The sequence below is a fragment of the Streptacidiphilus sp. MAP5-3 genome (assembly GCF_041262505.1).
GTDB lineage: Bacteria > Actinomycetota > Actinomycetes > Streptomycetales > Streptomycetaceae > Streptacidiphilus.
The window spans coordinates 164805-178471 of the sequence record NZ_JBGCCL010000001.1 but is presented as its reverse complement, the minus strand read 5'-3'; the positions used below and the strand labels follow the sequence as shown (position 1 = coordinate 178471).

The window sequence follows — 13667 nt, the reverse complement described above, 5'->3', positions numbered from 1 at the left end:
AACCGGTGGCCAAGGGTGGTTGGTCGCCGGTTGAACCATTTTTCCGGAATGTGAGGGCGTGGGCATCGTTGGCACGCCCGTAGGGGGACGTCGTTGGGCAGGACGGGGGACGCGCGAGCCCGGCGCGGCGCTAGCGGAGGCCGGGCAGCGGTGCTGGTCGACCGTTGGCGAGGAGGGTGGTGCCGGTCAGCCCGACGGTGGCAGCGGCAGCCGCGCCGGGGCCGGTGGCCTGGGGGTCGCCCGGGCGCAGACGGAACCAGTAGAAGCCGTGCCCGCCGAGGGTCAGCAGGTACGGCAGCTCGCCGATCGCCGGGAACCGCACCCCGCCGATCAGCTCGACCGGGTGCATGCCCTCGAACTCGCGCAGGTCCAGCTCGGTCGGCTGGGCGAAGCGCGAGAAGTTGTTGACGCACATGACCAGGTCGTCGCCGTAGGAGCGCAGGTAGGCGAGGACCGCCGGGTTGCTGGACGGCAGCTCGGCGTACGAGCCCAGACCGAAGGCCGGGTTGAGCTTGCGGATCTCGATCATCCGGCGGGTCCAGTGCAGCAGCGAGCTGGGGTTGCTCATCTGCGCCTCGACGTTGGTGACCTGGTAGCCGTAGACCGGGTCCATGATGGCCGGCAGGTTGAGCCGGCCCGGGTCGGCGGCGGAGAAGCCGGCGTTGCGGTCCGGCGTCCACTGCATCGGTGTGCGGACGCCGTCGCGGTCGCCGAGCCAGATGTTGTCGCCCATGCCGATCTCGTCGCCGTAGTAGAGCACCGGGGAGCCGGGCAGGGAGAGCAGCAGTGCGGTGAAGAGCTCGATCTGGTTGCGGTCGTTGTCCAGCAGCGGGGCCAGCCGCCGCCGGATGCCGACGTTGGCGCGCATCCGCGGTTCCTTGGCGTACTCCGCGTACATGTAGTCGCGTTCCTCGTCGGTGACCATCTCCAGGGTCAGCTCGTCGTGGTTGCGCAGGAAGATGCCCCACTGGCAGCCGGTGGGGATGGCCGGGGTCTTGGCGAGGATCTCGGAGACCGGGTAGCGGGACTCGCGGCGCACCGCCATGAAGATCCGCGGCATGACCGGGAAGTGGAACGCCATGTGGCACTCGTCGCCGCCGCGCGAGAAGTCGCCGAAGTAGTCGACGACGTCCTCGGGCCACTGGTTGGCCTCGGCCAGCAGCACCGTGTCCGGGTACTCGCGGTCGATCTCCTCCCGGACCCGCTTCAGGAACGCGTGGCTGGCGGGCAGGTTCTCGCAGTTGGTGCCGTCCTCGGCGTAGAGGTAGGGCACCGCGTCCAGGCGGAAGCCGTCGATGCCGAGGTCCAGCCAGAAGCGCAGCGCCGCCAGCATCTCCTCCTGCACCTTGGGGTTCTCGTAGTTGAGGTCCGGCTGGTGGGAGAAGAAGCGGTGCCAGAAGTACTTCTTGCGGACCGGGTCGAAGGTCCAGTTGGACGTCTCGGTGTCGACGAAGATGACCCGGGCGTCCTGGTAGAGCTTGTCGTTGTCCGCCCACATGTAGTAGTCCCCGTACGGGCCCTCGGGGTCCGTGCGGGAGGCCTGGAACCACGGGTGCTGGTCGCTGGTGTGGTTCATGACGACGTCGATGATCACCCGCATGCCGCGCTGGTGGGCGGCGTCGACGAACTCGACGAAGTCGGCCAGGTCACCGAACTCGGGCAGCACCGCCGTGTAGTCGGCCACGTCGTAGCCGCCGTCACGCAGCGGCGAGGCGAAGAACGGCGGCAGCCAGAGGCAGTCCACACCCAGCCACTGGAGGTAGTCGAGCTTGGAGGTCAGTCCCTTGAGGTCGCCGACGCCGTCTCCGTTGCTGTCCTGGAAGCTGCGCACCAGGACCTCGTAGAAGACGGCGCGCTTGAACCACTCCGGGTCGCGGTCGCGCTGCGGGGTGTCGGCGAAGGTGTCGGGGACGGGTTCGTTGACGATCACTGGGTGGCCCTCCGGACCGTGAGGATGTGTGCCGGCCGGGTGTGGGGGTCCAGCCGGACGTAGTTGTGGCGTCCCCATCGGTAGGTCTCGCCGGAGAGCTCGTCGTGGACCTCGATCGCGGGCTCCCCGACCGCCTGCCGGTCGGCAGTCGGCTGACCGGTTGTCGGCTGACCAGCTGTCAGGGAGGCGGCGGGCACGCCGCCTCCCTCCGTCGTGTGGGTGTGCGACGGACGGCCCGCTCCGGAGTGCTCGGCCGCGGCGTCCCCCGCCGTGGCGTCGAGCGCGTCCGGGTCCAGGGTGAGGGTGCCCTCGTGGGCCTGGTGCGGGTCGAGGTTGACCACGACGAGAACCTCGTCGGCCGACTCGCCCTCCCCGCCCCGCTTGGAGAAGGCGAGGAGGTGGTCGTTGTCGATGGGGTGGAAACGCAGGTCGCGCAGTTCCTGCAGGGCAGGGTGCTCGCGCCGGAACCGGTTCAGGGTGGCCAGCAGCGGTGCGATGGTGTCCGTCCGCGACCAGTCGCGGGGTCGGAGCTGGTACTTCTCCGAGTCCAGGTACTCCTCGGAGCCGGGGTGCGCGGGGGCGTTCTCGTACAGCTCGTAGCCGGAGTAGACGCCCCAGCTCGGGGAGAGGGTGGCGGCCAGGACCGCGCGGATCGCGAACCCGGGGCGGCCACCGTGCTGCAGGTAGGCGTGCAGGATGTCGGGCGTGTTGGTGAACAGGTTCGGCCGCATGTACGCGGCGGCCTCGCCCGACAGCTCGGTCAGGTACTCCGTCAGTTCCTGCTTGGTGTTGCGCCAGGTGAAGTAGGTGTAGGACTGGTGGAAGCCGACCTTGGCCAGGGTGTGCATCATCGCGGGACGGGTGAACGCCTCGGCCAGGAACAGCACGTCCGGGTCGGTGCGGGCGATCTCGCCGAGCACCTTCTCCCAGAAGACGACGGGCTTGGTGTGCGGGTTGTCGACGCGGAAGATCCGGACGCCGTGGGACATCCAGTGCCGCAGCAACCGGACCGTCTCGGCCACGATGCCGTCGAAGTCCCGGTCGAAGTTGACGGGGTAGATGTCCTGGTACTTCTTGGGCGGGTTCTCGGCGTAGGCGATGGTGCCGTCGGCCCGCTCGTTGAACCACTCCGGGTGCTTCTCCACCCAGGGGTGGTCAGGGGAGCACTGGAGCGCGAAGTCGAGGGCGACCTCCAGGCCGAGCTCACCCGCGCGTGCGACGAAGGCGTCGAAGTCCTCCAGCGTGCCCAGGTCGGGGTGGACCGCGTCGTGCCCGCCCTCCTGGGAGCCGATCGCCCAGGGCGAGCCGACGTCGGCCGGGCCCGCGTCCAGGGTGTTGTTGGGTCCCTTGCGGAAGGCACGGCCGATCGGGTGAACCGGGGGCAGGTAGACCACGTCGAAGCCCATCTCCGCGACGGCCGGAAGGCGCTCCGCCGCCGTGCGCAGCGTGCCTGAAACCGGCGCGCTGCGGCGTTCCGGGTCGACCCGTGCGCCCTCCGAGCGCGGGAAGAACTCGTACCACGACCCGTACAGCGCCCGGCGCCGGTCCACCTGGAGCGGCAGCGGCCGGGACGCGGTGACCAGCTCCCGCAGCGGGTGCCGGGCCAGCGCCGCCGCCAGCTCCGTCGTCAGCGCCGCCTCCAGACGCTCCGTCGGCGGCAGCTCCGAGCTGCGCAGCGTCTCGGCCGAGGCCAGCACATGGGCCTTGCCGTCCTTCTTCGGCACCCCGGCGGCGGCGCGGTCCAGCAGCAGCGCGCCCTCCTCCAGCATCAGGCCGACGTCGACGCCCGCCGCGATCTTGATCCGGGCCACGTGCTCCCAGGTCGCCACCGGGTCCGCCCATGCCTCGACCGTGTAGGTCCAGCGGCCCGGCGTGTGCGCCGTGATCCGGGCGCCCCACCGGTCCGTACCGGGCGCCAGCTCGCGCATCGGGGTCCACGGGCCGCTGCGGCCACGCGGGTCACGCAGGACGACGTTCGCGCCGATCAGGTCGTGGCCCTCGCGGAACAGTGTTGCGCTGACTTCGAACGCCTCGCCCACCACGGACTTGGCCGGCCGTCGGCCGCAGTCCACCGAAGGGTTCACATCCAGTACGGGAATCCGGCCGATCATCAGAGTGGGGTCGTCCTTCCGGGTGGTTTGGCGAGGCGGGCGGGTCATCGAGGCTCCAAGCTGCGATCTCGAGGGAGTGCGAAAGCGCGCCGGCGAGCTGGTGAGCAAGCGAGCAAACGGGCCGTCAAGCAGAAGAACCGAAAAGCGATCAAATCCATGAAAGCAGGCAAAGCTCGTGCAAATGGTGTATCGCCGCACGGAGTTCGATGACGCTGGGTGAAGGGTGACGCAGTGTGATGATCTGCGAAGACGCCTGGCGGAGGGCCAAAAGGAGGACCCCTGAGAGCCTTCCCCGGTCGCCCCGCCGAGCAACCCGCCGTCGGTCGAACGCCGTCGTGTTGACAACGATCGCGCGGGACTGCTGGACACGCAGACGCGGGCGTTCCGCATCCGGCGTCAGCAGCTCGGTGCGTCCTTTCCGACCTGCTTCGATCCTCGCACCGCCGGGCCTCGCTACGCGCCAGTAGGCGCTCATTTCGGCCACAGATCAAGGCAGTTGGTCGCGCGCGGGCGGACGGCCGTGTGTCGCGGGTGTGAATTACTACGACCGCGCGCCCCCTCACTCCGGCGTGCGCCCGCGTGTGCTGTACCCCCGGAAGAGTGAAGCTTGACGCCTCCGATCGCACCAATGCGCCGAACGGCGGGCAGTGCCGCGCTGCGCCGCTAACGTCGGGTCAGTGGGCGCGGCTATGGTCGCTGGGGTGAAGGCAATCCGACGTTTCACGGTCCGCACTGTCCTCCCCGAACCCCTCCAGGCCCTGGGTGAATTGGCGCTCAATCTGCGCTGGTCCTGGCACCCCGAGACGCGCGAGCTGTTCCGCTCCGTCGATCCCGAGGTCTGGGAGTCGACCGGATGCGACCCGGTGCGGCTGCTCGGCGTGGTCTCCGGCCAGCGCCTGGCCGCACTCGCCGCCGACCGCCGCTTCCTGCGCCGCCTGCACGACGCCCACGAGGACCTGCGCGACTACCTGACCGGTCCGCGCTGGTACCAGCAGCAGTCCGACCGCGAGCTGCCTCGGGCCATCGCCTACTTCTCGCCCGAGTTCGGGATCACCGCCACGCTGCCGCAGTACTCCGGCGGCCTCGGCATCCTGGCGGGCGACCACCTCAAGGCCGCCAGCGACCTGGGCGTGCCGATCGTCGGAGTCGGGCTGCTCTACCGGCACGGCTACTTCCGCCAGTCGCTGTCCCGCGAGGGCTGGCAGCAGGAGCGGTACCCGCTGCTCGACCCGAACGAGCTGGCCGTCAGCCTGCTGCGCGAGGAGGACGGCAGCCCCTGCACCGTCGCCCTCGGCCTGCCCGGCGGGCGCTCGCTGCACGCGCAGATCTGGAGGGCCCAGGTCGGCCGGGTGCCGCTGCTGATGCTCGACTCCGACATCGAGGAGAACGACCCCCGCGCCCGCGACGTGACCGACCGCCTCTACGGCGGCGGCAGCGAGCACCGGCTGCTCCAGGAGATGCTGCTGGGCATCGGCGGCGTCCGCGCGGTGCGCACCTTCTGCCGCCTGACCGGCCATGCCGACCCCGAGGTCTTCCACACCAACGAGGGACATGCCGGGTTCCTCGGCGTCGAACGCATCCGCGAGCTCACTCGTCCGGCGGAAGACGGCGGCATGGGTCTCGACTTCGACGCCGCGCTGGAGGCAGTACGCGCGGGCACACTCTTCACCACCCACACGCCGGTCCCGGCGGGCATCGACCGGTTCGACCGGTCCGTGGTCCACCGTCACTTCGCCACCGACGGTCCGGTCGGCTCCGGCGAGCCGCTCGGCGGCGTCCCCGTCGACCGGGTGCTCGCGCTGGGCGCGGAGACCTGGCCCGGCGGTGATCCGGCGCTGTTCAACATGGCCGCGATGGGTCTGCGCCTGGCGCAGCGCGCCAACGGCGTCAGCCTGCTGCACGGTCAGGTGAGCCGTTCCATGTTCAACGGCCTCTGGCCCGGTTTCGACGCGGCCGAGGTCCCGATCACCTCGATCACCAACGGCGTCCACGCGGCCACCTGGATCGACCCCGAGGTGGTCCGGCTGGCCGCGAGGGAGCTGGGCGCCGAGCGGATCGAGGACGCCATGGTCCTCGGCGAGGCCCGCCGCTGGGACGGCCTGGACGCCATCGCGGACGGTGAGATCTGGGAGATGCGGCGGCGGCTCCGGGCCCAGCTGGTCGACGAGGCGCGTGCGCGGGTGCGTGCGTCCTGGCGTCAGCGCGGCGCTGCCGTGGCCGAGTTGGGCTGGACGGGTGACGCGCTCGACCCGGACGTGCTGACCATCGGCTTCGCCCGGCGGGTGCCCTCCTACAAGCGGCTCACCCTGATGCTGCGCGACGCCGAACGGCTGCGCGGCCTGCTGCTGCACCCGACCCGTCCGATCCAGATCGTGGTGGCGGGCAAGGCGCACCCTGCGGACGACGGCGGCAAGGCGCTGATCCAGAAGCTGGTCGCCTTCGCCGACGACCCCGCCGTCCGGCACCGGATCATCTTCCTGCCGGACTACGACATGGACATGGCCGCGAAGCTCTACCCCGGCTGCGACGTCTGGCTGAACAACCCGCTGCGTCCGCTGGAGGCCTGCGGCACCTCGGGCATGAAGGCCGCGCTCAACGGGGCGCTCAACCTGTCGGTGCTCGACGGGTGGTGGGACGAGTGGTTCGACGCCAGCAACGGCTGGGCCATCCCGACCGCCGACGGCGAGCCCGACGAGGACCGCCGCGACGAGATCGAGGCGGCGGCGCTGTACGACCTGATCGAGCATCAGGTCGCCCCGCGCTTCTACGACCGCGACGCGCACGGGCTGCCGCGCCGGTGGATCCAGATGGTCCGCCACACGCTCAGCACGCTCGGCCCGAAGGTCCTGGCCGGCCGGATGGTCCGGGAGTACGTCGAACGGCTGTACCTCCCGGCGGCGGAGGCGAACCGCGCGCTTGCCGTGGAGGGGGTCGTGGCCCCCGGCTCGGTCGAGACGGCGTATTCCGGGGCCCGGGAGCTGGCGGAGTGGAAGTCCCGGATCCGCTCGCGCTGGCCCCAGGTACGGGTCGAGCACGTCGAGGCGGCGGGCGGCGCGGACGCGCCGGAGCTCGGCAGCACGCTCACCCTGCGGGTGCAGGTCCGTCTGGACGGTCTGGACCCGTCCGACGTCGACGTCCAGGTGGTGTCCGGGCGCGTCGACGACGCGGACGTGATCTCGGAGGTCGCGACGGTTTCGCTGAAGCCCGCCGACCGCGCGGACGTCGACGGCCGCTGGCGCTACGAGGGCCCTCTTGAGCTGAGCCGAACCGGCCCGTTCGGGTACACGGTCCGGATCCTGCCCAGCCACCGGCTGTTGGCGAACGAGGTCGAGCTGGGACTCGTGGCTGTCCCGGCCGAGATGTCCGGCCTGGCTGACGGAGTACTCCGGTAGGTGCGAATGTCGGGGGCGCGGGGCGGAGCCCCGTGCCCCCGGTCAGTGCACTACGGCTTGGCGGTGGGCTCGGTCACCTGGTTGTAGATCTCCTTGCCGGTTGCGTTGTAGGCGTGGACGTAGGGGGTCGCGGTGGCGGCGTTGCCCCCGGGGCTGGTGATGGCCGCCGAGTAGACGAACGCACCGCCTGCCATCACGGCCGGGTACTCGGTCGGGTTGTCGCCGTAGCTGATGGTGACCTTGGCGACGTCGGACGTGTAGTGCCCCGCGCCCAGCTGAAGGAACTGTCCCCCGTCGGCCGGCTCGCCGAGGCTGTCGAAGAACTCGATCAGGTGACCGGTGCCCCACAGACGGTCGTTGATGAACGTGGCCGGCATCGACATGCTGCTGCCCTTGTCACCCTTCGACTCGCACTGCACGTACTGGTGGGCGGCGTTGACCGCGACGACCACCCCGTCCGTGTCCTGCGCAGCCACGGAGCTGCGGACCGCGATCACCGCGTGGTAGTTCGAAGCGTCCGAGCCCAGGCAGGACGCCAGGATCCCGCCGACCGCACCCGCACCGATCGGGGTCGTCCTCGTGTCGGCAACGGTCGACTCCGCCGGGGGGCGAGGGGAAGCCGACACGGAGGAGGTGTCCGTGTCCGTCGGGGCTGCCTCGTGCAGCGGAGTGGGCGAGCGCAGCACGGTCGGGAGAGCCACGCACAGGGCTGCCGCGGCGCAGGCCGCGGTCGCGCCGAGGGCGTGCCGACGGCGGCGGCGCCGGTCGGCGCGTCGGCGGATCTCCGCGGCGGGCAGGGTCGGTGCCGGCGTCCCCGTGCCGAGCAGCCGCAACCGGTCGCCCAGGGAGTCGTGGCGGGGGTCAGACACGGAGTCGTCCTTCCGAGCCGGCCGTGGGCAGGTCGCCGAGTCGGGCCGCCAGCGCGGTCCGGCCGCGGGCGAGGCGGCTCTTGACGGCGCTGACGCTGGCGCCGGTCTCGGCCGCGACCTGCTCGACGGAGAGGTCGCACATGTGGTGCAGGACCATGGCGCTGCGCTGCGCCTCGGGCAGGTCGCGGAGCGCGGTGACCAGCATCAGGTGTTCCTCGGTGGGCGGCTCGACGGTGGGTGGTTCCTGCGGGTGGTGACGTCCAGCCAGGTGCAGGCCCCGGGCCAGACGCCGCCAGCGTGAGATGGCCAGCCGCCGGGCCGTGGTCCGGATCCACGCCTCCGGGGCCTCGTCCGTGTCGAACGTGCGCCTTCGGTCCCACGCGCGGATGAAGGCCTCCTGGACCACGTCCTGTGCTTCGGACCAGTCGCTGGTCATCGCGTAGAGCTGCCCGGTCAGTCGGGAGAAGGACGCCGCGTAGAACGCGTCGAACTCCTGTGGCGTCATCAAGGGCCTCTCTCCTGGTGCTGTCGATCGGCTCGCGTCAGCTTCCTGATCCTGGGCGGAGCTGCACTGCCTAAGCCTGTACGCACGAGCACCGTGCCCGGGTCGCACCCTCGCCTTGTGACATGGACCACGTGCCCGGGATGCGACCGCACGGGCGCCGGGTGGCGTACAGGGGTGCGAGCGTCAACCGGACGCCCCGCAGGAAAGGACACGGATTCATGCGTATTCGCCCGATCATGCTCATCGCGGCCACCACTGCAGCCATCGCGGCGGCGGGGGGAGTGGCCAGCGCAGCGACCGGCACCTCCCAGCCCACCGCCAAGGCGCACGCCAAGGCCCACGGCAAGCCGTCCGCTGCGCCCGCCGCCAAGGCCCACGGCGGCAACGTGACCGCGGTCCGCGTGGCTTCCACGCCGACCGCGTTCTCGGTGACCAGCACGAGGACGACCCCGATCGGTGCGGGTGCGGTCGCCGGGATCCTGGCGTCCTGCCTGGGTTCGGACGCTTCGAACTACCACGCGGTGATCGCGGTCCGCAGCTCTGTGGCTGCGCAGGACACGGACGGGGTGGTCGTCGCGGTCAACGCCGCCCACCAGTACGTGCAGTGCGAGTCGAAGGGTGACAAGGGCAGCAGCATGTCGATGCCGGCGACGTTCATCAACGACCGTCTGTGGGGCACCGGTCACCTGATCGAGTTCTTCGACAGCCTCGGTGAGCCGGCCGACGGGGGACAGTTCCTTCAGCTGGGCGCGGGGCACTACACGTCCGACGTCGCCAAGGTCACCATCAGCTACGGCGACAACGCGACCGAGTACCCGGCCGTGATGGCGGGCGGCGCGTTCGTCTACTCGGCGGCCATCACCAGCCCCGGGGGGAACGCCGCCACCGCGACCCCCTACATCCACGCCTACAACGCAGCCGGCAAGGAGATCTACAACCAGGTGACCGAACCCACCGCCAAGCCGTAGGCGCACAGTCCGGGGGCGCGGGGCCCCGCCCCGCGCCCCCGATGGCGCAACCAGCTCACCTGCCCAGCGGCTAGACCAGGCTGTCCTTCCAGGCCTGGTGCAACCCCGCGAAGCGGCCCGCGCCCGCGATCAGCTCGGCCGGGGTGCCGTCCTCGACGATCCGTCCCAGGTCCATGACCAGGACCCGGTCCGCGATCTCCACGGTCGACAACCGGTGCGCGATGATCACGGCCGTCCGTCCCGCCAGGACGGTGGCCATCGCCCGCTGGACCGCCTGCTCGCCGGGCACGTCCAGGGACGACGTCGCCTCGTCGAGGATCAGCACCGCGGGGTCCGCCAGCAGGGCGCGGGCGAAGGCGACCAACTGCCGCTGGCCGGCGGAGATCCGGCCGCCGCGCTTGCGGACGTCGGTGTCGAAGCCGTCTGGGAGCGCCGCGATGAAGTCGTACGCTCCGATCGCCCGCGCCGCGGACTCGACCTCCTCGCGGGTCGCGTCCGGGCGGCCGATGGAGATGTTCTCGGCGACCGTTCCCGAGAAGAGGAACGACTCCTGAGTCACCATCACGACGCCGCGCCGCAGCTCCGCCGTGGCGAGGTCGCGCAGGTCGACGCCGTCCAGGGCGACCCGTCCGGAGGAGGGGTCGTAGAACCTGGCCAGCAGCTTGGCCAGGGTCGACTTGCCCGCGCCGGTCGCGCCGACGACGGCGACGCTCTGGCCCGCCGGGACGCGCAGATCGAAGCGCGGCAGCACCTCGCGGCCGGTGCGGTAGGCGAACGAGACGCCGTCGAAGTCGACCGTGCGTCCCCGGACCCCCTCCTTCTCGCCCGCGAGTTCGGGAAGCTCGGCCGGCTCGGCCGGCTCGGGGACGGACGGCTCGTGGGCGAGCAGGCCCGCGATCTTCTCCAGCGCGGCGGACGCCGACTGGTAGCTGTTGAGGAACATCCCGACCTGGTCGATCGGGTCGAACAGCCGTCGCAGATACAGCACGAACGCGGCCAGCACGCCGAGCTGCAACTCGCCGTGGGCGACCAGGTACGCGCCCCAGACGACCACCCCCGTGATCCAGATGTTGGCCGTGGCCCGGGAGGTGGCGACGAACTTGGCCATCGACAGCAGACCGCCCGCGTTGGCGTCCGCGTAGTCGGCGTTGGCGATGCCGAAGGCCTGCTCGTTGGCCGCCTCGCGGCGGAACGCCTGGACCGGGCGGATGCCGTTCATCGTCTCGGTGAAGCGGACGATGACCGTTGCCACCGCCGTGCGCGAGCGGCGGTAGATGATCTGCGACCGCCGCCGGTACGCGCGGGTGAAGTAGTAGATCGGCACGACCGACGCGAGCGAGGCCAGGCCGAGGCGCCAATCCAGCACCAGCAGCAGGCCGCTGATGTACATCAGCGAGAGGATCACCGAGAGCAGCTCCTGCAGGCCCTCGTTGAGCAGTTCGCGCACCGTGTCGACGTCGCTGGTGGCACGGGAGATGATCCGGCCCGAGGTGTAGCGCTCGTGGAAGTCCAGGCTCAGCGCCTGGGCGTGCCGGAAGATCCGGCGGCGCATCTCCAGCAGGATGGCCTGGTTGAGTACGCCGGAGAGCCGGATGAAGGAACGTTGCAGCAGCGTGGCGACCGCCGCGCAGCCGAGGTAACCGGCCGTCACCGCGATCAGCGGGCCCGCGTCGTGGTGCTGCAGCGCCGGGATGCCGCGGTCGATGGCGTAGGAGACCAGCAGCGGGCCGACCTGCAGGGCGCCCTGCTGGACGGTGATCATCACCATGGCGAGGACCACCCGCGCCTTGTGCGGGCCCAGCAGCGAACGCAGCAGCGCGCGTGGCGCGCCGGGCGGGACGGGGATGTCCTCGCCGTCCTCGCTGCCGGTGGCGGGAGCGTCCTCGTCGGGCAGCGCGGCGCGGTCGGGTTCGAGCTCCTCCGAGAGCTCCGTCTGTTCGGACTCCGGCTGTTCGGTCTCGGTCACGCTCATCGCGTCAGGCTCCCGTCCTCGGCCCGCTCACCCGACATCAGTTCGCGGTACTCGGGGCTTGTTTCCAGCAGTTCGTGATGGGTGCCGACCGCCTCGATCCGCCCGTCGGCCAGCAGCGCGACGCGGTCGGCCAGCATGACCGTGCTCGGCCGGTGGGCGACGACCAGGGCCGTCGTGCCCTTGAGCGCGTCGCGCAGCGCCTGCTCGACCAGGGCCTCGGTATGGACGTCCAACGCGGAGAGCGGATCGTCCAGCACCAGGAAGGGCGGCGATCCGACGACCGCCCGGGCCAGCGCGAGACGCTGACGCTGGCCGCCGGAGAGGCTCAGGCCCTGCTCGCCCACCTGCGTCCCGGCGCCCTCCGGCAGGCCGCGGACGAAGCCCGCCTGGGCCACGTCCAGCGCGCGGTCGAGCGCCTCGGTCGACGCGTCGGGCGCGCCCATCAGCACGTTGTCGCGGACCGAGGCGGAGAAGAGGGTCGGTTCCTCGAAGGCCATCGAGACCAGCTCGCGCAGCCGGGGCCGGGGCAGGTCGCGGATGTCCGTGCCGTCCAGGGTGATCCGGCCGCCGTCGGTCTCGTAGAGGCGGGGCAGCAACGCGGTGAGCGTGGTCTTGCCGCTGCCGGTCAGACCGACCAGGGCCATGGTCTCGCCGGAGCGGATGTGCAGCTCGACGCCGCGCAGCAGGTCCGGGGAGTCGTCCGGGGCGTCCGGGTAGCGGAAGTGGACGTCCTCGAAGCGGATGCCGTCGCGGGCATGCTGCTCCGTGTCCGCGAGGTCGGTCGACTGGCCGTCAGGCGCGTCCTGCTCCTCGTCGAGGTCGGTGTCCATCACCTCGAAGAAACGGTCCGTCGCCGTGGACGCCTCGTTGCTGTAGGCGAGCAGCCAGCCGAGGGACTCGACCGGCCAGCGCAGGCCCAGCGCGGTGGAGAGGAAGGCCACCAGGGTGCCCGCCGTGACGCTCCCGTGGGCGACCTGGACGACGCCGACCGCCAGCGAGCAGCCGAGCGCGAGCTCGGGCAGGCCGACGATGACGGCCCAGAGGTCGGCCAGCAGCCGGGCCTTGCGCAGTTCGGTGTCGCGCAGCAGCTCGGCCTGGACGCGGTAGCGGGCGGCCATGGTGCGGTGACGGCCGAAGGACTTGAGGATGCGGATGCCGAGCACCGACTCCTCCAGCACGGTGGCCAGGTCGCCGTTCTGGTCCTGGGAGAGCCGGGCGGCGGCGGAGTAGCGCCCCTCGAAGTACGAGCAGAGCAGGATCAGCGGCACCGCGGGGAGGACCGTGATCAGCGCCAACTGCCAGTCCAGGCCGAACATGATGCCGATGCCGGTCAGGAAGACCATCGAGTTGACGATCAGGAAGACCAGCGGGAAGGCCAGGAACAGCCGGATGGTGAACATGTCCGAGGTGGCCCGCGAGAGCAACTGCCCCGAGGGCCAGCGGTCGTGGAAGGAGACCGGCAGCTTCTGCAGCTTGGCGTAGAGGTCGCCGCGCATCCGCCGTTCGACGCCGGCCAGTGGGCGGGCCACCAGCCATCGGCGGGTGCCGAAGAGCCCGGCCTCCAGCATGCCCAGCACCAGCAGCAGTGCGCCCTGCTGCCAGAGCCCGGCGGTGTCGTGGTGGGCGACCGGGCCGTCCACGATGTCCTTCAGCACCAGCGGGATCACCAGCGCGGCCAGCGAGGCGAGCAGTGCCGCAAGCGTCGAACCGGCCAGGTACCAGCGGATCGGCCGGACGTAGGGGCGCAGCCGGAGCAGCGACCGGATCGCGGAGTGCTTCGGCACGGCCGGCGGCGCGGCGTCTGCGGCGTCGGGGGTGGAGTCGGAGTCAGGCGGGGGAGAGGGACGGTCGGGGTCGAGGGACGTCTGCGGCTGGGTGGACAGCTCAGTCATCGGCTCTACATCCAGGGATCACGGTGGC

General features: G+C 71.1%; 8 protein-coding genes. 2 read left to right on the top strand and 6 right to left on the bottom strand.

Annotated features, from left to right (window positions below; genetic code table 11):
* Positions 1-130: 130 nt before the first annotated feature.
* Complete coding sequence (gene treS / locus ABH928_RS00805; protein ID WP_370060832.1) at positions 131-1930, bottom strand: maltose alpha-D-glucosyltransferase; 1800 nt, start codon at positions 1928-1930, stop codon at positions 131-133.
* Positions 1927-4041, bottom strand: a complete 2115-nt coding sequence (locus tag ABH928_RS00800; protein WP_370061837.1) for a maltotransferase domain-containing protein — start codon at positions 4039-4041, stop codon at positions 1927-1929. Before ABH928_RS00800 ends, treS begins: the two co-directional genes overlap by 4 nt.
* 701 nt (positions 4042-4742) lie before the next feature.
* On the opposite strand from ABH928_RS00800, the gene glgP reads away from it, so the two are divergent.
* Positions 4743-7433 carry an alpha-glucan family phosphorylase gene (gene glgP, locus ABH928_RS00795; RefSeq protein ID WP_370060831.1) on the top strand — a complete coding sequence of 897 codons (2691 nt, stop codon included), beginning with the start codon at positions 4743-4745 and terminating at the stop codon, positions 7431-7433.
* 50 nt (positions 7434-7483) lie between these two features.
* Here the strand turns inward: glgP and ABH928_RS00790 are convergent, their stop codons facing one another.
* Together ABH928_RS00790 and ABH928_RS00785 are read right to left on the bottom strand one after the other, a co-directional pair.
* A complete protein-coding gene (locus ABH928_RS00790) occupies positions 7484-8302 on the bottom strand; it encodes a hypothetical protein (RefSeq protein ID WP_370060830.1) in 819 nt (272 codons plus the stop codon).
* Positions 8295-8807, bottom strand: coding sequence for a SigE family RNA polymerase sigma factor (locus ABH928_RS00785; protein ID WP_370060829.1), 513 nt, complete (start codon positions 8805-8807; stop codon positions 8295-8297). The genes ABH928_RS00790 and ABH928_RS00785 overlap by 8 nt, the downstream gene beginning before the upstream one ends.
* 218 nt (positions 8808-9025) lie before the next feature.
* Between ABH928_RS00785 and ABH928_RS00780 the strand changes: the two genes are divergently transcribed.
* Positions 9026-9775 carry a hypothetical protein gene (locus tag ABH928_RS00780; protein WP_370060828.1) on the top strand — a complete coding sequence of 250 codons (750 nt, stop codon included), beginning with the start codon at positions 9026-9028 and terminating at the stop codon, positions 9773-9775.
* A gap of 70 nt (positions 9776-9845) precedes the next feature.
* Here ABH928_RS00780 and ABH928_RS00775 read toward each other — a convergent pair whose 3' ends face one another.
* Positions 9846-11747: an ABC transporter ATP-binding protein gene (locus ABH928_RS00775; RefSeq protein ID WP_370060827.1), complete on the bottom strand. Its 1902-nt coding sequence runs from the start codon at positions 11745-11747 to the stop codon at positions 9846-9848.
* Positions 11744-13639 (bottom strand): ABC transporter ATP-binding protein, encoded by a 1896-nt coding sequence (locus ABH928_RS00770; RefSeq protein WP_370060826.1) that lies wholly within the window; start codon positions 13637-13639, stop codon positions 11744-11746. The genes ABH928_RS00775 and ABH928_RS00770 overlap by 4 nt, the downstream gene beginning before the upstream one ends.
* Between the last annotated feature and the right edge of the window lie 28 nt (positions 13640-13667).

Excerpts from the sequence above, each read along its gene's own strand:
- ABH928_RS00800 (WP_370061837.1), bottom strand. The coding sequence starts at position 4,041 with ATGATCGGCCGGATTCCCGTACTGGATGTGAACCCTTCGGTGGACTGC.
- ABH928_RS00785 (WP_370060829.1), bottom strand. The coding sequence starts at position 8,807 with ATGACGCCACAGGAGTTCGACGCGTTCTACGCGGCGTCCTTCTCCCGA.
- ABH928_RS00780 (WP_370060828.1), top strand. The coding sequence starts at position 9,026 with ATGCGTATTCGCCCGATCATGCTCATCGCGGCCACCACTGCAGCCATC.
- ABH928_RS00775 (WP_370060827.1), bottom strand. The coding sequence starts at position 11,747 with ATGAGCGTGACCGAGACCGAACAGCCGGAGTCCGAACAGACGGAGCTC.
- ABH928_RS00770 (WP_370060826.1), bottom strand. The coding sequence starts at position 13,639 with ATGACTGAGCTGTCCACCCAGCCGCAGACGTCCCTCGACCCCGACCGT.